The organism is Pseudomonas fildesensis (assembly GCF_001050345.1).
Lineage (GTDB): Bacteria > Pseudomonadota > Gammaproteobacteria > Pseudomonadales > Pseudomonadaceae > Aquipseudomonas > Aquipseudomonas fildesensis.
Genome location: NZ_LFMW01000001.1, coordinates 435822 through 453670, shown reverse-complemented (window position 1 = coordinate 453670; position 17849 = coordinate 435822). Strand labels below are relative to the sequence as shown.

General features: G+C 60.4%; 20 protein-coding genes. 15 read left to right on the top strand and 5 right to left on the bottom strand.

Features of this window, described 5'->3' with window-relative positions; all coding sequences use genetic code 11:
• Nucleotides 1–38: 38 nt before the first annotated feature.
• The 7 genes from lysS (at nt 39) to ACR52_RS02195 (ending at nt 6158) form a co-directional block, all read left to right on the top strand.
• Complete coding sequence (gene lysS, locus ACR52_RS02225; RefSeq protein WP_048720035.1) at nt 39–1541, top strand: lysine--tRNA ligase; 1503 nt, start codon at nt 39–41, stop codon at nt 1539–1541.
• A 152-nt stretch (nt 1542–1693) separates the two neighbouring features.
• Nucleotides 1694–2401, top strand: a complete 708-nt coding sequence (locus tag ACR52_RS02220) for a TetR/AcrR family transcriptional regulator (RefSeq protein ID WP_082143082.1) — start codon at nt 1694–1696, stop codon at nt 2399–2401.
• A 16-nt stretch (nt 2402–2417) separates the two neighbouring features.
• Nucleotides 2418–2966 (top strand): lipoprotein, encoded by a 549-nt coding sequence (locus tag ACR52_RS02215; RefSeq protein ID WP_048720032.1) that lies wholly within the window; start codon nt 2418–2420, stop codon nt 2964–2966.
• Between the two features lie 21 nt (nt 2967–2987).
• A complete protein-coding gene (locus ACR52_RS02210; RefSeq protein WP_048720030.1) occupies nt 2988–4265 on the top strand; it encodes a flavohemoglobin expression-modulating QEGLA motif protein in 1278 nt (425 codons plus the stop codon).
• Nucleotides 4266–4398: 133 nt separating this feature from the next.
• Nucleotides 4399–5304: an alpha/beta hydrolase gene (locus tag ACR52_RS02205; RefSeq protein WP_048720028.1), complete on the top strand. Its 906-nt coding sequence runs from the start codon at nt 4399–4401 to the stop codon at nt 5302–5304.
• Nucleotides 5301–5627: a hypothetical protein gene (locus ACR52_RS02200; protein ID WP_048720026.1), complete on the top strand. Its 327-nt coding sequence runs from the start codon at nt 5301–5303 to the stop codon at nt 5625–5627. Before ACR52_RS02205 ends, ACR52_RS02200 begins: the two co-directional genes overlap by 4 nt.
• A 186-nt stretch (nt 5628–5813) precedes the next feature.
• Nucleotides 5814–6158, top strand: coding sequence for a hypothetical protein (locus ACR52_RS02195; RefSeq protein WP_048720025.1), 345 nt, complete (start codon nt 5814–5816; stop codon nt 6156–6158).
• A 60-nt stretch (nt 6159–6218) separates the two neighbouring features.
• Here ACR52_RS02195 and ACR52_RS02190 read toward each other — a convergent pair whose 3' ends face one another.
• The 3 genes from ACR52_RS02190 to ACR52_RS02180 all read right to left on the bottom strand — a co-directional run bounded on the left by ACR52_RS02190 (nt 6219) and on the right by ACR52_RS02180 (nt 8116).
• Entirely contained in the window at nt 6219–7004 is a 786-nt protein-coding gene (locus tag ACR52_RS02190) for an OmpA family protein (protein WP_048720023.1), read from the bottom strand.
• A gap of 56 nt (nt 7005–7060) precedes the next feature.
• Entirely contained in the window at nt 7061–7486 is a 426-nt protein-coding gene (locus tag ACR52_RS02185) for a DUF4398 domain-containing protein (protein WP_048720021.1), read from the bottom strand.
• A gap of 285 nt (nt 7487–7771) precedes the next feature.
• On the bottom strand, nt 7772–8116 hold the full coding sequence (locus ACR52_RS02180) for a hypothetical protein (protein WP_048720019.1): 345 nt from the start codon (nt 8114–8116) through the stop codon (nt 7772–7774).
• A 186-nt stretch (nt 8117–8302) separates the two neighbouring features.
• Between ACR52_RS02180 and ppc the strand changes: the two genes are divergently transcribed.
• The 7 genes from ppc to ACR52_RS02145 all read left to right on the top strand — a co-directional run bounded on the left by ppc (nt 8303) and on the right by ACR52_RS02145 (nt 15548).
• A complete protein-coding gene (gene ppc / locus ACR52_RS02175) occupies nt 8303–10948 on the top strand; it encodes a phosphoenolpyruvate carboxylase (RefSeq protein WP_048720017.1) in 2646 nt (881 codons plus the stop codon).
• A gap of 295 nt (nt 10949–11243) precedes the next feature.
• On the top strand, nt 11244–11891 hold the full coding sequence (adk, locus tag ACR52_RS02170; protein WP_048720015.1) for an adenylate kinase: 648 nt from the start codon (nt 11244–11246) through the stop codon (nt 11889–11891).
• A 90-nt stretch (nt 11892–11981) separates the two neighbouring features.
• On the top strand, nt 11982–12668 hold the full coding sequence (gene tsaB / locus ACR52_RS02165) for a tRNA (adenosine(37)-N6)-threonylcarbamoyltransferase complex dimerization subunit type 1 TsaB (protein ID WP_048720013.1): 687 nt from the start codon (nt 11982–11984) through the stop codon (nt 12666–12668).
• A 160-nt stretch (nt 12669–12828) separates the two neighbouring features.
• A complete protein-coding gene (locus ACR52_RS02160; protein WP_048720011.1) occupies nt 12829–13131 on the top strand; it encodes a hypothetical protein in 303 nt (100 codons plus the stop codon).
• Complete coding sequence (locus tag ACR52_RS02155; RefSeq protein WP_048720009.1) at nt 13131–13991, top strand: DUF72 domain-containing protein; 861 nt, start codon at nt 13131–13133, stop codon at nt 13989–13991. The genes ACR52_RS02160 and ACR52_RS02155 overlap by 1 nt, the downstream gene beginning before the upstream one ends.
• A 27-nt stretch (nt 13992–14018) precedes the next feature.
• Entirely contained in the window at nt 14019–14846 is an 828-nt protein-coding gene (locus ACR52_RS02150) for an isocitrate lyase/PEP mutase family protein (protein WP_048720007.1), read from the top strand.
• Between the two features lie 3 nt (nt 14847–14849).
• Nucleotides 14850–15548: an extensin-like domain-containing protein gene (locus ACR52_RS02145; protein WP_048720005.1), complete on the top strand. Its 699-nt coding sequence runs from the start codon at nt 14850–14852 to the stop codon at nt 15546–15548.
• Between the two features lie 3 nt (nt 15549–15551).
• Here the strand turns inward: ACR52_RS02145 and ACR52_RS02140 are convergent, their stop codons facing one another.
• Nucleotides 15552–16172, bottom strand: coding sequence for a hypothetical protein (locus ACR52_RS02140; protein ID WP_048720003.1), 621 nt, complete (start codon nt 16170–16172; stop codon nt 15552–15554).
• Nucleotides 16173–16268: 96 nt separating this feature from the next.
• Between ACR52_RS02140 and ACR52_RS02135 the strand changes: the two genes are divergently transcribed.
• A complete protein-coding gene (locus ACR52_RS02135; RefSeq protein WP_048720001.1) occupies nt 16269–17051 on the top strand; it encodes a class I SAM-dependent methyltransferase in 783 nt (260 codons plus the stop codon).
• Between the two features lie 56 nt (nt 17052–17107).
• Here ACR52_RS02135 and ACR52_RS02130 read toward each other — a convergent pair whose 3' ends face one another.
• Nucleotides 17108–17761 carry a TetR/AcrR family transcriptional regulator gene (locus ACR52_RS02130; protein WP_048719999.1) on the bottom strand — a complete coding sequence of 218 codons (654 nt, stop codon included), beginning with the start codon at nt 17759–17761 and terminating at the stop codon, nt 17108–17110.
• Between the last annotated feature and the right edge of the window lie 88 nt (nt 17762–17849).

Here is a 17849-nt window from a genome sequence, read left to right as displayed (position 1 = left end):
CCTGGGGGCAACGAACCTGTGATGGAATTTCAAAAGACATGAGCGACCAACAACTCGATCCGCAAGCCCTGCAACAGGAAGAAAACTCCCTGATCGCCCTGCGCAAGGAAAAGCTTGCTGCCGAGCGCGCCAAGGGCAATGCCTTCCCCAACGACTTCCGTCGCGACGCCTACTGCGAAGACTTGCAGAAGCAATACGCGGACAAGACCAAGGAAGAGCTGGCGGAGGCTGCGATCCCGGTCAAGGTGGCAGGTCGCATCATGCTCAACCGTGGCTCGTTCATGGTGATCCAGGACATGTCCGGGCGCATCCAGGTTTACGTCAACCGTAAAACCCTCTCCGAAGACACCCTGGCCGCCGTGAAAACCTGGGACCTGGGCGACATCATCGCAGCCGAAGGCACCCTGGCCCGTTCCGGCAAGGGTGACCTGTACGTTGAAATGACCAGCGTGCGCCTGCTGACCAAATCGCTGCGCCCGCTGCCGGACAAGCACCACGGCCTGTCCGACACCGAGCAGCGCTACCGCCAGCGCTACGTTGACCTGATCGTCAACGAAGACGTGCGCCACACCTTCCGCGTGCGTTCGCAAGTGATTGCCCACACCCGCGCCTTCCTGATGAAGCGTGACTTCCTGGAAGTGGAAACGCCGATGCTGCAAACCATTCCTGGTGGCGCCGCAGCCAAGCCGTTCGAAACCCACCACAACGCGCTGGACCTGGAAATGTTCCTGCGCATCGCGCCGGAGCTGTACCTCAAGCGCCTCGTTGTCGGCGGCTTCGAGAAAGTGTTCGAGATCAACCGCAACTTCCGCAACGAAGGCGTCTCGACTCGTCACAACCCAGAATTCACCATGTTGGAGTTCTACCAGGCTTACGCCGACTACGAAGACAACATGGACCTGACCGAAGAACTGTTCCGCGAACTGGCGCAGTTGGTGTTGGGCAGCACCGACGTGCCGTACGGCGACAAGGTGTTCCACTTCGGCGAACCGTTCGTGCGCCTGTCGGTGTTCGATTCGATCCTCAAGTACAACCCTGAGCTGACCGCTGACGACCTGACCGACGTCGACAAGGCCCGCGCCATTGCCAAGAAAGCCGGCGCCAAGGTGCTGGGTTTCGAAGGCCTGGGCAAACTGCAGGTGATGATTTTCGAAGAATTGGTGGAGCACAAGCTGGAACAGCCGCACTTCATTACCCAGTACCCGTTCGAAGTGTCGCCGCTGGCCCGTCGCAACGATGACAACCCGAACGTCACCGACCGTTTCGAGCTGTTTATTGGTGGCCGCGAAATCGCCAACGCCTACTCCGAGCTTAACGACGCGGAAGACCAGGCTGAGCGCTTCATGGCCCAGGTGGCCGACAAGGACGCTGGCGACGACGAAGCCATGCACTACGACGCCGACTTCGTGCGTGCCCTGGAATACGGCATGCCGCCGACCGCCGGTGAAGGCATCGGCATCGACCGCCTGGTGATGTTGTTGACCAACTCGCCGTCGATCCGCGATGTGATCTTGTTCCCGCACATGCGGCCACAAGCGTAACCGTAGCGAAATCCGAAGCCGCCTTTTATAAGGCGGCTTTTTTATGTGGCGTATATAAGCGTCAAGCAAACGGCGCCAGCTGATCGTTCCCATACTTTGCGTGGGAATGCAGCCCGTGACGCTCCGCGTCACCTCTTAAAGGAAGATCTGTCGTGAACCGTGTAATGGCTCAAGAAGGCGCCGCCGGCATTGCTGCTGCTGTGGCTGAAAGCGTGCAGTACCAGGGCCGCAAGGCCAGCCGCCGGGGACGCAGGCAAGACATTCTCGATGCGGCCATGCGTATCGTGGTACGCGACGGCGTGCGTGCCGTGCGCCATCGCGCGGTGGCGGCGGAGGCCGGGGTGCCGTTGTCGGCCACCACCTACTACTTCAAAGACATCGATGACCTGCTCACCGATACCTTCGCCCAATACGTCGAACGCAGCGCCGCCTTCATGGGCAATCTGTGGGTGCGTAACGAAGGCCTGCTGCGCGAAATGGTTGCCTATGGCGATGGCAGCCCGGAGTCGCGCTCGCAACTGGCCGATGACATCGCGCGGCTGACCGCCGACTACGTGCAGCGCCAACTGACCAACCGTCGCGAACACCTGATGGCCGAACAGGCCTTTCGCCAGGAGGCCCTGCTGAACCCACGCCTGGCCGAACTGGTACGCTCCCATCAGCAGATCCTGTTGCAGGGCACCGGGCAGTTTTTCCAGGTATTGGGTTCTCGCGAGCCGCAACAGGATGCCAAGGTGTTGACGGCGATAATCAGTCGGATGGAATATCAGGGCCTGCTGGGCGGCGCAGAGCCTCTGACCGCTGAAGAGATGCTTGAGATTCTCAAGCGTTACATGCATTTGGTGTTGGCCTCGGTCTGACACCGGGGGATGTCCAATGAAAGCCTGGCGTGTCGTGGTAATCGCCTTGTCGTTCCTGTTACTCAGTGGTTGCCTGGTGACTTTCAAGGAGCCGCTGCCGGCCCAAGAGGCTGCGCCGAAGGAACTGTTGGGCCAATGGTCGAGCAAAAACGCCTGGGGCGAGCCGCTGAATCTGCAGATCACCCGCGTCGGCGAACACCGTTACAAGGCCGTGAGCTACCCTAAAACCAAACCGGGCCAGCGCGATGAGTACCTGTTCACGGTATCGCGCCACGGCGACCGCTGGTACCTGTCGGCGCCGTTGCCTTCAAAGCTGGGTGGAAATTTCATCCTTGCGGGCTTCGAACTTGATGAAAAACACGAATTGGTGGTCTACAACCTCGACCTGGAGCAGATCCGCCAAGCCATAGGGCAGAAGGCGTTGCACGGCAGCACCGTTGAGACTGTCGAAGGCACCGGCGTGCTGGTTGACAGCCCCATGGACCAGGTGTTTGCCTACCTGGATGACCCGGCCAATGCCGATGTATTCGTGGAAGCTGTGCGCTACCAGCGTGCGGGCAAATAACGTTTAAAGAGGAAGCACCGGGTGGACGATTACCAGCAGACGATACGCACCTTGTCCGATCGCATTGTGCTGGCGCAAACACCGATCCGCGTCCTCGACGCCGTGAAATGGGACGAGAGCATTCGCCAGGGATTCCTCAAGGCCAAGGGCAAGGAAATGCCCGCCGTGAACCGCGACTATTATCTGAACCGGCCGCTCTCGTTCGATTCCAGCGCAGTTAAGCTGGAGTTCCAGAACATCGAGCGCGACATCACGCGCCGCCTCGGCCAGTTCAGCCCGGTGGGGCAGATCATGCGCCGCATGTGCCGTGAGTACCGCATGGTGGTGCGCATGCTTGAAGCGCGGGGCACCGAGGATTTCGGGCTGATTTCCCAGGAGCTCTACGGCGCTGCCTCCGATGCCTTCCACGCTGGCGACCCGACCCTGGCTGACCTCGGCCTGATGCTCTCCGACTACCTGAACAATATCGACGGCCGTGGCGACCTGAAAGACGAAGCCAAGACCCTCACCGCCAAGGACGCCGTGGCCTTGCTGCAAACCCGCCTGAACAAGGTGTTTGGCGAGGCCGAAGAAACCATCCGCGTGTTCGAGTCCGATGGCATCGTCGCTGACGCTGCAGCGGGCGCCGACTACATCAAGATCCGCGCCGACGCGATGTTCAACGACCGTGACGTGCGTGCCCTGGAAGTGCATGAAGGTCTGGTGCATGTCGGCACCACGCTCAACGGCCAGAACCAGCCTATCTGCACCTTCCTGTCCAAGGGCCCGCCATCGTCCACCGTGACCCAGGAAGGCCTGGCGATCCTGATGGAGATCATCACCTTTGCCTCTTACCCCAGCCGCCTTCGCAAGCTGACCAACCGCACCCGCGCCATCCATATGGTGGAAGAGGGCGCTGACTTTTTGCAGGTGTTCGAGTTCTTCCGCGAACAGGGTTTTGAAATGGCCGAGAGCTACGGCAACGCCAGCCGGGTGTTTCGCGGCTCGGTGCCGAACGGGCTGCCGTTTACCAAGGATTTGTCCTACCTCAAGGGCTTTATCATGGTTTACAACTACATCCAGCTCGCCGTGCGCAAAGGCAAGCTGGAACAAGTGCCGCTGCTGTTCTGCGGCAAGACCACGCTGGAAGACATGCGCACCCTGCGCCAACTGGTCGACGAAGGCCTGGTGGTACCGCCCAAGTACCTGCCCGAGCAGTTTCGCGACATGAATGCGCTGGCAGCATGGATGTGCTTCTCGAACTTCCTCAACCATTTGAGCCTGGACCGGATAGAAGCGGACTACTCCAATATTCTCTAGGGAATTCGATCGTTCCCACGCTCTGCGTGGGAATGCAGCCCGTGACGCCCTGCGTCACAAAAGCGGACGCAGAGCGTCCTGTTGATGCATTCCCAAGCAGAGCGTGGGAACGAGCGTCTGGAGGCTTCAACGGATGAGAATCCTCGGCATTATTTGCCTGCTACTCACGCTGAACGGCTGCAGTTCGCTGCTGTTCTACCCCGAGCCCGGTCTGCCGTTCACGCCGGAAAAAGCCCATCTTCAATACCGCGATGTCACCCTCACCACCGCCGACGGCGTAAAGCTGCACGCCTGGTGGCTGCCGGCCAAGCCCGGTGTGCCACTCAAGGGAACGGTGCTGCACCTGCATGGTAATGGCGGCAATCTCGCCTGGCACTTGGGTGGCAGTTGGTGGTTGCCGGAGCAGGGCTATCAAGTGCTGCTGCTGGACTATCGCGGCTATGGGCTGTCTGAGGGCAAGCCGTCGTTGCCGGCGATCTATCAGGACTTGGATGCCGCCTTCAGCTGGCTCGACAAGGCCCCTGAAACCCAAGGCCAACCGCTGATCGTCCTCGGTCAAAGCCTGGGCGGCGCACTGGCAGTGCACTACCTCGCCGCTCACCCCGAGCGTCAACCGCAGCTCAAGGCCCTGGTGCTGGACGGTGTACCCGCCAGTTATCGTGACGTAGGACAATTCGCCCTCAGCACCTCCTGGCTAACATGGCCATTCCAGGTTCCCTTGTCCTGGCTGGTGCCCGACGGCGACAGTGCGATCAATGCCATGCCCCGCTTGACCGGCGTGCCGAAACTGCTTTTCCACAGCCTGGATGACCCGATCGTGCCCATGTCCAACGGCATCCGCCTGTATCAAGCGGCGCCGCCGCCGAGGGTGCTGCAACTGACCCGGGGCGGGCATGTGCAGACGTTTGCCGACAAGACCTGGCAAACCGTGATGCTGCGTTATCTGGACGACCCGCAGCACTTCAACGGCCTGCGCCGCCTGGGCGAAATTCCGAACTATCCCATTCCTAAAGTTGATTCATCAGAGAGCCCGCAATGAGCGAAGAACGCAACATGATCCCGCTGATCCTCACTGGCATCGGCACCATCATCGGCACCGTCGGTTGCCTGTGGTTTTACGGCTACCTGCACTTCGCCAAGCCGGAGGATGCGTTGCTGCTCAGCGACTTCACCATGCTCAAGACAGTGCCGGGTGAGGACTACAAGATCTCCCTGACGCCTGCGGCGCAAGTCGCGCAATGTGTCGATGGCGTGCTGGTGATGTTCGACACCGAGCAGAAAGGCTTGAGCGGCGTGTTGGTGAACAACAAGAAACAGGCGGTGCGTTGCATGGGGCAGGAAACGCCGCAGCTCGAGCAATAGCGACTGCGGACGTACGAAAGATGCACTTCACCCCAGTGTTGTTGCGCTGATCGATGGTCGATTTCTGGTTCAAGGTATGTCGGGGAAGCGTCGTAGCGGAACCATTTCAGGTGAGTTACCACAGATTTTGAACTGACCGGCAGCGCTGGTCGGATCAAAGTGGTACCTAAATTTGGAGACGGCTATATGAATATGAGCGTGAACCCTCAGTTTTCTCAGGGCAGCATTGGCGGCTCCAATGAGGCCGGCGGTGGCCAGAAAGAAGTCGATGCGCTGAAAAAGCAGATCAAAGGTCTAGAGGAACAGATTTCGGCGAAGCAGCAACAGGGCTCCAGCGGCGCTGGAGGTGCTGGAGGTGCGGAAGGCGAAGAAGACCCGCTTCAGAAGCTGCTGAAGGAGTTGCAGGAGAAATTGGAGCAACTGATGGGTGGACAGGGGGCCGGTGGTGGAAATGACGCCGCAGGTGGGCAGGGCGGTTCAGGCCAAGTCAATGCGTCGGTCGAGCAATCTAAAACCTCGGTCAGTTTCTAATTAACGCACCCTGACAAGAACCCCGCCTATTGGCGGGGTTTTTTATGGTGCGTCAGACGATCAATTAGCGACGGACGAGCGCGGCTTGACCGGCTGGTTGTCGTTGGAGATGGTCACTTCCACGCGGCGGTTCATGGCACGGCCCGACACACTGCCGTTGTCGGCAACCGGGTATTCCTTGCCATAACCCTGGGTCACGATGCGCGAGATATCCACGCCCTGTTGAGCCAGTGCACGCTGTACGGAAGAAGCGCGACGCTCGGACAGGCTCTGGTTATAAGAGTCGGAACCGGTGCTGTCGGTGTAGCCTTCGACGATCACTTTACGGTCCGGGTTATCGCGCAGGAATTGCGCCAGCTTGGTGATATTCACCAGGCCGCTGGATTTCAGGTCGGACTTGTTGGTCGCGAACAGCACGTCACCGAAGGTCACCAGAGTGCCGCGCTCGGTTTGCTTGGCGTTCAAGCTGTCTTGCAATTGCTTGATCTGCGCGTCACGGGCGTCCAACAGGGCGCGGGCACGTTCGTCACCGGCGTTTTTCAGCTTGGCTTCGGATTCGCGCAACACGATGGTGTCTTTGGCCACTTCAACGCGCTGGTTGGTCAGGTAGGCCAACTGGTCGACTTTCTTCTCGTCTTCCTTGTCACGGTAAGCCTTGTCCGCCTTGTCCAGCCATTCGCTGGCGTCCTTGGTTTCCAGGGCTGCAATCTTGGTGGATTGCGGGTTGGATTGCAGGGCCGAGAAGTTGGTCCGTGCGTTTTCCAGGTTCGCGTTCGGCGGGGTGGAGCAGGCCGCCAGGGCAACGCTCATCGCCAGCAGGGCAGGGATCATCAATTGTTTACGCATAGTCGTGTCGTCCTTTCAATTCGATATTCAGGTGCGATGCAGTCAAGGGCAGCGGCTTATTGCTGTTGGATAACAGCCGGGCGCATGCCTTCTTTACGCAGCTCATCAACAGCCTTCTGGGAATCCTTCACCGCCTGTTCAGCCTTGGCAGCCTGGGATTTACGCTCAGCGACGCGAGCGTCCCACTCGGCTTGTTCAGCCAACTGACGGGCCTTGTCGTAGTTCTTGTCGTGCATGGCCAATTCGGCTTGCTTGAGCTTGTCCTGGGCCGACTTCATTTCCACGGCCGCGTATTCGGTGCCGCCGGCGCTGACTGCGCTATTCACCGCCGATTGAGTCACGGCGTATTGCTCGGTCGGAGGGTTGCCGGCGCAACCGGCCAGAACGAAGCTGGTGCCGATTGCCAGCGCGGCCAATTTGAGCCCGCGCAGGTGGTTAAACGTGGATTTGGCAGTGCTGGTCTTCATCGTCTTCAACTCCATTGGATAACTCCCGAAAAACATCAAAATCCATCTCAGCTGGTCAGCGGTTGCGGGCCCGGCGGTAAAGCACGAGGTGCCCTTTCAAACGGCCGTTCCAAGTGATGGCTTACTGGCTGTGACCGGAGGATTTTTTCAAAAGTTCAGAGAAGATGGCGATTTGCCTAAAAAAATATCTGACTGAATGGTCAGGGTAAATATCTTGGAACTTTCGTGACGCGCAGGGGTAACCCGAGCCTCAAAGAGGCCCGGAATAAAAGGGGTTTATGGTTTTTTAGCGGGTGCTTGTCAGTGCTTCTGTTCGTCTGCACTGGCCGACAAATCATGCAGATAGCGACGCGACAACGTCAGAAAGCGCGGGGTAGGGCCGACGTCTTCGTACAGCGGGTCACCCTCTTCATCCGTGGCAATCACGTGCTGGCCCTTGATGTAGGGAAAGCTGGCTTCCAGCTCTTCCAGGGCGGCGCCGATCAGCTCGCCGAGCAGCTCTTCAGTGTGGCGCTTGGGGTACATTTCAGCGATCGCCGCCAGCCGTGCAGCGGCCTCCACGTCCAGATGGATCGCGTATTCGGTTTTGGTCAGGCGACCCTTGGCATTCTCTTCCCAATGCTGGGCCAGTTCTCGAATTTTCATGGCAACCTCAATAGAACCTGCGGCAGCAGGCGGTGATGAGTGACCAGCCGCCTGCGTGAATAAACGCGGCGACTCACCATTGAGACTAGCTGCAAGCCGCAAGGTTTAAAGTGTCTTGTCAGAAACCGATGCGGGCGGCACTCTGGATGGCCTGCGCGTCCCGGAATTCTGGCTGGAGATTGGCTGATGAGTGATATCGATGCACGCTTGCGTGAGGACGTTCACCTGCTGGGTGAACTGTTGGGCAACACAATTCGAGAGCAGTACGGTGATGAATTTCTCGACAAGATCGAGCAGATCCGTAAAGGCGCCAAGGCCGACCGCCGCGGAGCCGTCCTGGAGAAAGCCGCTGGCGATGAACTGAGTGCCAGCCTGAACCAGTTGCAGGAAGACGAGTTGCTTCCGGTGGCCCGGGCCTTCAATCAGTTCCTCAACCTGGCCAACATTGCCGAGCAATACCAGTTGATTCATCGGCGCGATGAGTCGCAACCGGCGCCCTTCGAATCCCGTGTGTTGCCGGAATTGTTGGCGCGTCTGCAACGCGAAGGCCACAGCAATGAATCCCTGGCCCGCCAGTTGGGGCGCCTGGAGATCGAACTGGTCCTCACCGCGCACCCCACCGAAGTGGCCCGCCGTACCCTGATCCAGAAATACGATGCGATTGCCGCGCAATTGGCGCTGCAGGATCACCGCGACCTCACCACCGCCGAGCGCGATCAAATTCGCGAGCGCCTGCAACGGCTGATCGCCGAAGCCTGGCACACCGAAGAAATCCGCCGCACTCGCCCCACACCGGTAGACGAAGCCAAGTGGGGCTTTGCGGTGATCGAGCATTCGCTGTGGCACGCCATCCCCAACTACCTGCGCAAGGCTGATCACGCCTTGCATGCCGCCACAGGCCTGCGCCTGCCCCTGGAGGCGGCACCGATTCGCTTTGCGTCGTGGATGGGCGGCGACCGTGACGGCAACCCGAATGTCACCGCGCCGGTCACCCGCGAAGTGCTGTTGCTGGCGCGCTGGATGGCGGCCGATCTGTACCTGCGCGATATCGATCACCTGGCCTCGGAACTGTCGATGCAGCAAGCCAGCCCGGCGTTGCAGGCCAAGGTGGGTGACAGCGTCGAGCCGTATCGCGCCGTGCTCAAGCAACTGCGCGAACGTCTGCGGGCCACGCGCCAGTGGGCTCACGCTTCGTTGACGGCCAGCACGCCGGCCCCGGCTGAAGTGCTGCAAAACAACCGCGACCTGCTGGACCCGCTGGAGCTGTGCTATCAGTCGCTGCATGAATGCGGCATGGGCGTGATCGCCGATGGCCCGTTGCTCGATTGCCTGCGCCGCGCGGTCACCTTCGGCCTGTTCCTGGTGCGGCTGGATGTGCGCCAGGATTCCAGTCGGCATTCGGCAGCCATGACCGAGATCACCGACTACCTCGGGTTGGGGCGCTACGAGGACTGGGACGAAGACGCACGTATCAGCTTCCTGATGAAGGAGTTGGCCAATCGACGGCCGCTGCTGCCGGGTTATTTCAAACCGTCGGCGGACACCGCTGAAGTCTTGAATACCTGTAAGGAAGTCGCCGCCGCGCCGGCAGCATCCCTCGGCTCGTATGTCATCTCCATGGCTGGCGCCGCGTCGGACGTGCTGGCGGTGCAACTGCTGCTTAAAGAGTCGGGCGTGCAACGGCCGATGCGCGTGGTGCCGCTGTTCGAAACCCTGGCCGACCTGGATAACGCAGGTCCTGTAATCGAGCAACTGTTGCTGCTGCCGGGTTATCGCGCACGGTTGCAGGGCCCGCAGGAAGTGATGATCGGCTATTCGGATTCGGCCAAGGATGCCGGCACCACCGCTGCGGCCTGGGCGCAGTACCGGGCGCAGGAACGGTTGGTGGACATCTGCCGCGAGCAGCAGGTGGAACTGCTGTTGTTCCATGGTCGCGGCGGTACTGTAGGTCGCGGCGGCGGCCCGGCTCACGCGGCGATTCTGTCGCAGCCACCGGGCTCTGTGGCGGGGCGTTTCCGTACCACCGAGCAAGGCGAGATGATTCGTTTCAAATTCGGCCTGCCGGACATCGCCGAACAAAACCTCAATCTTTACTTGGCCGCCGTGTTGGAAGCGACCTTGCTGCCACCGCCTCCGCCGGAACCTGCCTGGCGTCATTTGATGGACGAATTGGCAGCAGACGGCGTCAGCGCCTATCGCGCCGTGGTGCGGGAAAATCCGCAATTCGTCGAGTACTTCCGCCAGTCCACCCCGGAGCAGGAACTTGGCCGTTTGCCCCTCGGCAGCCGTCCGGCCAAGCGTCGTGCCGGTGGTATTGAAAGCCTAAGGGCGATCCCGTGGATCTTCGGCTGGACCCAAACCCGCCTGATGTTGCCGGCCTGGCTCGGGTGGGAAGCCGCCTTGAGCAAGGCGTTGGAGCGCGGTGAAGGCGAGTTGCTGGGGCAGATGCGCGAGCAATGGCCGTTCTTCCGTACCCGCATCGATATGCTGGAAATGGTGCTGGCCAAGGCCGATGCCGATATCGCGCGACTGTATGACGAGCGTCTGGTGCAGCCGGACCTGCTGCCATTGGGTGCGCATTTACGCGACCTATTGTCGCAGGCGTGTAACGTGGTGCTTGGCCTGACTGGCCAGTCGCAACTGCTGGCCCATAGCCCAGACACCCTGGAGTTCATCCGCCTGCGCAACACCTACCTCGACCCCTTGCACCTGTTGCAGGCCGAACTGCTGGCGCGCTCGCGTCAACAGGAGGCGGCGCAGGACAGCCCTCTGGAACAGGCGCTGCTGGTGTCCGTGGCCGGTATTGCTGCCGGTTTGCGCAACACCGGTTAAGGTTTTTCGCGTGTTCTCAAAGGTTTGCAGATAAACACCGACGACCGCCTGGAACAGGGCGGTCGTTGTTTGAGTGGCCGGGTTGCACTCAGGCACACCCTACCTATGACGCATGCGCGGCGCGGGTTCCTCCGACTTTCGGCGGCTTGTGTGGTTAGGGCCTGCTGTGTATCTTGATCAGCCTTTGGCCGTTTGGGCGGCTTGGGCTCATATTTTTACGAGCCATATTTTTACGAGATTGGCCCCACGCGGCGAATCCGAGCGTCATCTCTATAAAAAATTGAGGAGCACATCGATGCGCGTCATTCTGCTGGGAGCTCCCGGGGCCGGTAAAGGTACTCAGGCAAAGTTCATCACTGAAAAATTCGGCATTCCACAAATCTCCACCGGTGACATGCTGCGCGCGGCCGTCAAGGCCGGCACCGAGCTGGGCCTGATCGCCAAGAGCGTGATGGACAGCGGCGGTCTGGTTTCCGATGACCTGATCATCAACCTGGTCAAGGAACGCATCAGCCAGGACGACTGCAAGAACGGTTTTCTGTTCGACGGCTTCCCACGCACCATTCCCCAGGCTGAAGCCCTGGTGAAGGCCGGCGTCGAGCTGGACAACGTGGTGGAAATCGCCGTTGAAGACGAAGAGATCGTGCAGCGTATTGCCGGTCGTCGTGTTCACGAGGCCTCGGGTCGCGTTTACCACATCGTCTACAACCCGCCGAAAGTCGCAGGCAAGGACGATGTCACGGGTGAAGACCTGGTGCAGCGTAAAGACGACACCGAAGAAACCGTGCGTCATCGCCTGTCGGTCTACCATTCGCAGACCAAGCCGCTGGTGGACTTCTACCAGAAGCTGGCCGATGCCCACGGCAAGCCGAAGTACAGCCACATTGAAGGTGTTGGTTCGGTTGAAGCCATCACCGGCAAGGTTCTGCAAGCCTTGAGCTGATCAACCGATCAGGTTCATGTACAACGGCCCGCTTGCGGGCCGTTGTTGTTTATACTGGCGCACTTTTTTTCGACTTGGACACCTACACCGATGAGCACCCTGCTGGCCCTGGATACCGCGACTGAAGCTTGCTCCGTTGCCTTGTTGCACGATGGCATCGTCACAAGTCACTACGAGGTGATCCCGCGCCTGCATGCGCAGAAGCTGCTGCCGATGATCAAGCAATTGCTCGAAGACGCCGGCATCACCCTGTCCGCTGTGGATGCCATCGCCTTTGGCCGTGGCCCGGGTGCATTCACCGGCGTGCGCATCGCCATTGGCGTGGTCCAGGGCCTGGCCTTTGCGCTGGAACGTCCGGTGTTGCCAGTGTCCAACCTTGCCGTGCTGGCACAGCGCGCCTTGCGTGAACACGGTGCCTCGCAAGTGGCCGCCGCCATTGATGCGCGCATGGATGAAGTCTATTGGGGTTGCTACCGCGAAACGGACGGGGAAATGCGCCTGGTCGGCGTGGAAGCGGTGCAGCCACCGCAAGCATCCGTATTGCCCGCGGATGCCAGTGGAGACTGGTTCGGTGCAGGTACCGGTTGGGGGTATGGCGAGCGCATTTCTGTGCCGCTTATTGGCCAGGACGCCGCGATGTTGCCTCATGCTGAAGACTTGCTGACGTTGGCACGCTTCGCTTATGAGCGCGGTGAGGCGATACCTGCGGATCAGGCAGCGCCTGTGTACTTGCGCGATAAAGTCGCTCAAACCAAGGCGGAACGCGGGATAATTTGACGTCAAAAATGATGGAAGTCTGGGATAAAAATCACCAATCGTCAGAATTTGCCCCCGTGTTTAAACCTTTTTCAAATTATGTGTTCTAGTTATCACCAGAGCATTTGCGCGCTACGGATTGCGCCACTAAAATGCCATCACCGATACCGAGTTCGCATCGATGCGTATAGACGGCTTTTCCTCACAGTCCTACCCCCTAAAGCGTAAGCCGCGTAAGGCAAACGTCACGGTAGACGAGTCCGTCGAGGATTCGCCGGACTTCATTGAGGTCCTGTCCGACGCATCGTCCAGCCCCAAGGGCTCTGCAAGCGCCCGCATCAGCGGCCTGCCTGCCCGTCAGCAAGACATGGTCTTCCCGCGTTCCATGAGCAAAAGCGTTGCCACCGCCCTGGCCAGCTACCTGACCACCGCCGGCTTTGTCGAATGGGATATGGAAGTGCTGGGCCTCGACGTCCACATCTGATGCGCCTGCCTTACTACCTCGGTTGCCCGTCCTGGAGTGAAAACGCCTGGCGCGAGTACCTGTACCCCGTCGATGCCCGTTCCAGCGACTACCTCGCCCTCTATTCCCAGGTCTTCAATACCGTTGAAGGCAACACCACTTTTTACGCTCGCCCCTCGGCCGCCACCGTGCAGCGCTGGGCCGAGATCATGCCGCTGGACTTCCGTTTCACAGCCAAATTCCCCGGTGATATCAGCCATGGCGGCGACCTGCGTGAGCAGTTGCCGGCGGCGGAAAGTTTCGTCGGCCTGATGAGCCCGCTGGGTGAGCGTGTGTCGCCGTTGTGGCTGCAACTCTCGGCGAGCTTTTCGCCGCAACGCCTCGGCGAACTGGCCGGTTTTATCGACGGGTTGGAGCGCCCCATGGCGGTGGAAGTACGCCACCCGGAATTCTTTGCCAAGGGTGATGCCGAGCGCATGCTCAATCGGCTGCTGCGCGACCGTGGCGTCGAGCGCATTTGCCTCGACCCTCGTGCGCTGTTCAGTTGCACGTCGACCTCGGCGGCCGTGCTGCATGCCCAATCAAAAAAGCCCAAGGTACCGACGCGCCCGGCGGCGCTGACCCAGTTTCCCCAAGTGCGTTTTATCGGCCACCCGGAGCTTGAGGCCAATGACCCGTTCCTGGTCCCGTGGGTGGAAAAAGTCGCCGGTTGGATCGAAGAAGGGCGCACACCCTACGTGTTCCTGCACACCTCTGATAACCGCCTCGCCGCGCAACTGGCCCTGCGTTTTCACGACCAGTTGATGGCGCGGTTGCCGGGCCTGCCGGCGTTGCCAACCTTGCATCGGGAACCCGCAGCGCAGCAACTGGGGTTACTCTAGGGCTCCTTTTCCCGCCAGGAGTCAGTCATGGATGCCCAAACCCTTCGCGCCGAAACCTTCAAGGCCTTGCACGAGCGTGACCGCGCGTTTGTGATGCCCAACCCGTGGGACGCTGGTTCCGCGATCATGCTTGCCAGTCTCGGCTTTGAAGCCCTGGCCACCACCAGCGCTGGCTATGCGTTCAGCCTGGGGCGGCCGGATGCCGAAGGCGCGCTGTCCCTGGAAGACACGCTGGTCAACGCCGCAATGATCGCCAAGGCAACCGCGTTGCCAGTCGCGGCCGACCTGGAAAACGGCTTCAGCGACACCCCCGAAGGTTGTGCCCAGACCATCCTGCGTGCGGCTGCGAGCGGTATCGTCGGTGGCTCCATCGAAGACGCCACGGGCATCGCCATCGACCCGATCTACCCCTTTGATTTGTCCGTCGAGCGCGTGGAAGCCGCCGTTGTCGCTGCCCGCAGCCTGCCATTCCCGTTCATGCTCACGGCCCGCGCAGAAAACCTCCTGCATGGTCGCCTGGATTTGCCTGACACCATTCGCCGTCTGCAGGCCTACGCCGAAGCCGGTGCCGACGTGCTCTATGCGCCGGGCCTGCGCAATGCCGAAGAAGTGCTGGCGGTGGTCAAGGCGGTCGCGCCAAAGCCGGTGAATGTGTTGATGTCCGGCGGGCTGAAACTCAGCGTGGCGCAATTGAGCGCGATGGGTGTCAAGCGCATCAGTGTGGGCTCGGCCATGGCGTTGGCGGCGTATGGCGAGTTCTACCGGGCGGCGCGGGAGGTGTTTGAGTCGGGCACCTTTACCTTCACCGAACGCTCGATGCCCTACAGCCAGGCCAGCCAATTCTTCAAGGATTAAGCGGTGCGTTTCCTCAAGGTGATGAGTGTGCTGCTGTTACTGGCCGGTGCATTCGCGCTGGGCGTGTGGCGCGGTTGGGTGCCGTTGCCCGGCGAATGGAACCCGTGGGCACCGTTGGACGTACGCGCCAGCCCGAACTTTCTGACCCGCTTTAAGCTGGGCCGCTTACAGGATGACCCGGCGCTGTGCGATGAAGTGCTGAAAACCTCCGGCCTGCGAGTCAGCCATCAAGCGGATACGCCGGCCGATGCCGTGTGCCCGTTGCGCAATGTCTTGCGCGTGCAGGGCGCCGACGTGGCCTTGAGCAGCAGTTTTCTTGCCAGTTGCCCGCTGGCGGTGGCGTTTGCCCTGTTCGAGCGCCACAGCGTGCAACCGGCGGCCCAGGCGGTGTTCGGCCAGGCGGTGGCGCGGGTTGATCACCTGGGCAGTTTCGCTTGTCGCAACCTGTATAACCGCGCCGAAGGGCGGCTCAGTCAGCATGCCTCGGCCAATGCCCTGGATATTGCCGGCTTCCGTCTGGCGGATGGGCGCAGCATCAGTGTGCTCAAGGAGTGGCCGGGGGAGGGTGACGGTGCGCGCTTTCTGCGCCAGGTGCGTGATAGTGCCTGCGATGATTTCAACGTGGTGTTGAGCCCGGACTACAACGCCGCGCACCGTAATCACTTCCATCTGGACATGGGCCGATGGTGGGTGTGTCGCTGAGGCTCAGGCGGCCAGGCGCAGGTTGTGGGTGATCAGCGGGCGTGCCCAGTAGTAATCGAAGTCCAGGGCCTTCTGTTGTGCCACCAATTCTTCTTCAGGGAACGGGATGGCGGCTGGCGGCAGCAGGTCCATTTCGAACTCGGCAATCGGCAGGTGCAGTGGGCGAGGTGCCGGCGCCGGGCCCGGTTCAGGCAATGGAAGGCCGGCGGTGAGCACGATCGGGCGTACCCAACCGCTTTCGAAGTTCTGCTGACGCTGCTGGGCGACGATTTCGTCGTCCGGGAACGGCGTAGCGGCCGGTGGCAGCAATTCTGTTTCAAATTCGGCAATCGGCAGGAACAGCGGCTCAGGCGGGGCGATCTCGGTGTCTTTAACGTCGCAGTCGCGCTGGGTGAGGATCTGCGCCAGCAGGTCGGCGCCTTCGCTGGGTTCCACCGCTGGATCGGTCGGTGCAGGCGCATTGGCGGCGAGCGCGTCCGGCGTTTCACCGAGCTGCTCGGCCAACGCTCGGGCGAAGAAGTCCTGCCACACATGACTGACTCCGGCGAGCGCTTGAGTATTGCGCAGGCCGTAGTGGTTGTGGGTCGGCAGTACACCGATGGATAGGGGAAGAATGTCTGACATTTTTCTCGGTCGACGCTCAGCTCTGGCAAAATACCTGACTATTGTTTTTATCGGCCGCTGTTTGCCGATCCTTAATATTTTTGAGCGTAGCGATTCATGAGCGAACAACCAGCGGCCAGCCGCATTCGGGTCGAGGCCTTGGCCGAAGGCTTCCAGGCTCGCGCACAGCAGTGGGCTTCGCTGCTGGGCTTGCCTTTACAGCTGGCGGATGCGGATTTTTCCCTGCAGGTCGGGGAACAGGGCCTGCAGCTGCAACAGCTCGGGCCTGACGCGCCGGGTGCGGTGCGGGTGGATTTTGTCGAAGGCGGTGCAGCACACCGGCGTTTATACGGTGGTGGCAGCGGGCAGATGATCGCCAAGGCCGTGGGCGTTGCCCAAGGTGTGCGACCGCGGGTGCTGGACGCTACGGCAGGGTTGGGCAAGGACGCGTTTGTACTCGCCAGCCTGGGCTGCGAGATGAGCCTGATCGAGCGTCAGCCACTGATCGGTGCCTTGCTCGAAGACGGCCTGGCACGCGGTGCGGATGATTTTGAAGTAGCGCCGATTGTGGCGCGCATGAAGCTGCTCAAGGGCAACTCCATCGACGTGATGCTCAACTGGCAGGGCGAGCCGCCCCAGGTGATCTACCTCGACCCGATGTTCCCGCATCGTGAGAAAACCGCCCTGGTAAAGAAGGAAATGCGCCTGTTTCGCCCACTGGTGGGAGATGACGCGGATGCACCGGCCCTGCTGGCAGCAGCGTTGGCCCTGGCAAGCCACCGCGTAGTGGTCAAGCGCCCGCGCAAGGCGCCGTGTATCGAAGGGCCAAAGCCAAGCCATGCGCTGGAGGGTAAATCCAGCCGGTATGACATCTATCCTAAAAAAGCACTTAAGCCTTAGGAGCAGCTACAAGCCGCAAGCTAAAAGCTGCAAGTACATCCACTTGCAGCTTGCAGCTAACCACTTACAGCTGCTTCACTCCTATACGCCCGCATAAACAACCCGACCACATCATGCACATGAGCTTCGGCGGCTTCCTCGCTCAACTGCCCACCGCAGCCATACAACAAGCAGAAATTTGCCGTGCCCTTGAGCAGGCAGAAGAAGTGCTCGGCTGCGGTAAGCGGTTTGTCGATGCTCAAGGCGCCACTCTGGTCGATGCGGCTGAGGAGGCGCTCCATGCCTTGCAACATCCGCATGGGCCCGGCTTCGAAGAAGATCTGTGACAATTTCACGTCCTGATTGCCCGTGGTCATCATCAGGCGATGCAGGTTCACCGATTCCTCGCTGTTGATCAGGCGATGGAACCCCCGCGCAATATTCAGCAGCACCGTCTCCACGGGCACGCCTTCGGGCAGTTCGAAGTACATCACCGGCAACTGCTCTTCGCACTTGGCCACCACGGCGGCGGTGAACAAGGTCTCTTTGTCGGTGAAGTGGCTGTAGACGGTCAGTTTCGACACGCCGGCCTCCAGGGCCACGGCATCCATGCTGGTATTGGCGTAACCATTGCTCAAAAACAGGAATTTCGCTGCTTCGAGGATAGCCTGGCGTTTTGCCATGTCCTTGGGACGCCCGGGGCTATTAGTGTTTACAGGATTGTCGGACATTTTCACCTTTAATACTGGACTGGCGAGTTTGGTATTAATAACATACCGGCTAGTATAATTATTCCAAGCTCCATTTGCGAAAGGTCCT

What these genes read in the sequence shown, in the direction of transcription:
- ACR52_RS02160 (WP_048720011.1), top strand. Translation starts at nt 12,829, where the DNA reads ATGCGTATAGACGGCTTTTCCTCACAGTCCTACCCCCTAAAGCGTAAG.
- adk (WP_048720015.1), top strand. Translation starts at nt 11,244, where the DNA reads ATGCGCGTCATTCTGCTGGGAGCTCCCGGGGCCGGTAAAGGTACTCAG.
- ACR52_RS02180 (WP_048720019.1), bottom strand. Translation starts at nt 8,116, where the DNA reads ATGAAAATTCGAGAACTGGCCCAGCATTGGGAAGAGAATGCCAAGGGT.
- ACR52_RS02205 (WP_048720028.1), top strand. Translation starts at nt 4,399, where the DNA reads ATGAGAATCCTCGGCATTATTTGCCTGCTACTCACGCTGAACGGCTGC.
- lysS (WP_048720035.1), top strand. Translation starts at nt 39, where the DNA reads ATGAGCGACCAACAACTCGATCCGCAAGCCCTGCAACAGGAAGAAAAC.
- ACR52_RS02195 (WP_048720025.1), top strand. Translation starts at nt 5,814, where the DNA reads ATGAATATGAGCGTGAACCCTCAGTTTTCTCAGGGCAGCATTGGCGGC.
- tsaB (WP_048720013.1), top strand. Translation starts at nt 11,982, where the DNA reads ATGAGCACCCTGCTGGCCCTGGATACCGCGACTGAAGCTTGCTCCGTT.
- ACR52_RS02190 (WP_048720023.1), bottom strand. Translation starts at nt 7,004, where the DNA reads ATGCGTAAACAATTGATGATCCCTGCCCTGCTGGCGATGAGCGTTGCC.
- ppc (WP_048720017.1), top strand. Translation starts at nt 8,303, where the DNA reads ATGAGTGATATCGATGCACGCTTGCGTGAGGACGTTCACCTGCTGGGT.
- ACR52_RS02130 (WP_048719999.1), bottom strand. Translation starts at nt 17,761, where the DNA reads ATGTCCGACAATCCTGTAAACACTAATAGCCCCGGGCGTCCCAAGGAC.
- ACR52_RS02200 (WP_048720026.1), top strand. Translation starts at nt 5,301, where the DNA reads ATGAGCGAAGAACGCAACATGATCCCGCTGATCCTCACTGGCATCGGC.
- ACR52_RS02155 (WP_048720009.1), top strand. Translation starts at nt 13,131, where the DNA reads ATGCGCCTGCCTTACTACCTCGGTTGCCCGTCCTGGAGTGAAAACGCC.
- ACR52_RS02215 (WP_048720032.1), top strand. Translation starts at nt 2,418, where the DNA reads ATGAAAGCCTGGCGTGTCGTGGTAATCGCCTTGTCGTTCCTGTTACTC.
- ACR52_RS02185 (WP_048720021.1), bottom strand. Translation starts at nt 7,486, where the DNA reads ATGGAGTTGAAGACGATGAAGACCAGCACTGCCAAATCCACGTTTAAC.
- ACR52_RS02140 (WP_048720003.1), bottom strand. Translation starts at nt 16,172, where the DNA reads ATGTCAGACATTCTTCCCCTATCCATCGGTGTACTGCCGACCCACAAC.
- ACR52_RS02135 (WP_048720001.1), top strand. Translation starts at nt 16,269, where the DNA reads ATGAGCGAACAACCAGCGGCCAGCCGCATTCGGGTCGAGGCCTTGGCC.
- ACR52_RS02150 (WP_048720007.1), top strand. Translation starts at nt 14,019, where the DNA reads ATGGATGCCCAAACCCTTCGCGCCGAAACCTTCAAGGCCTTGCACGAG.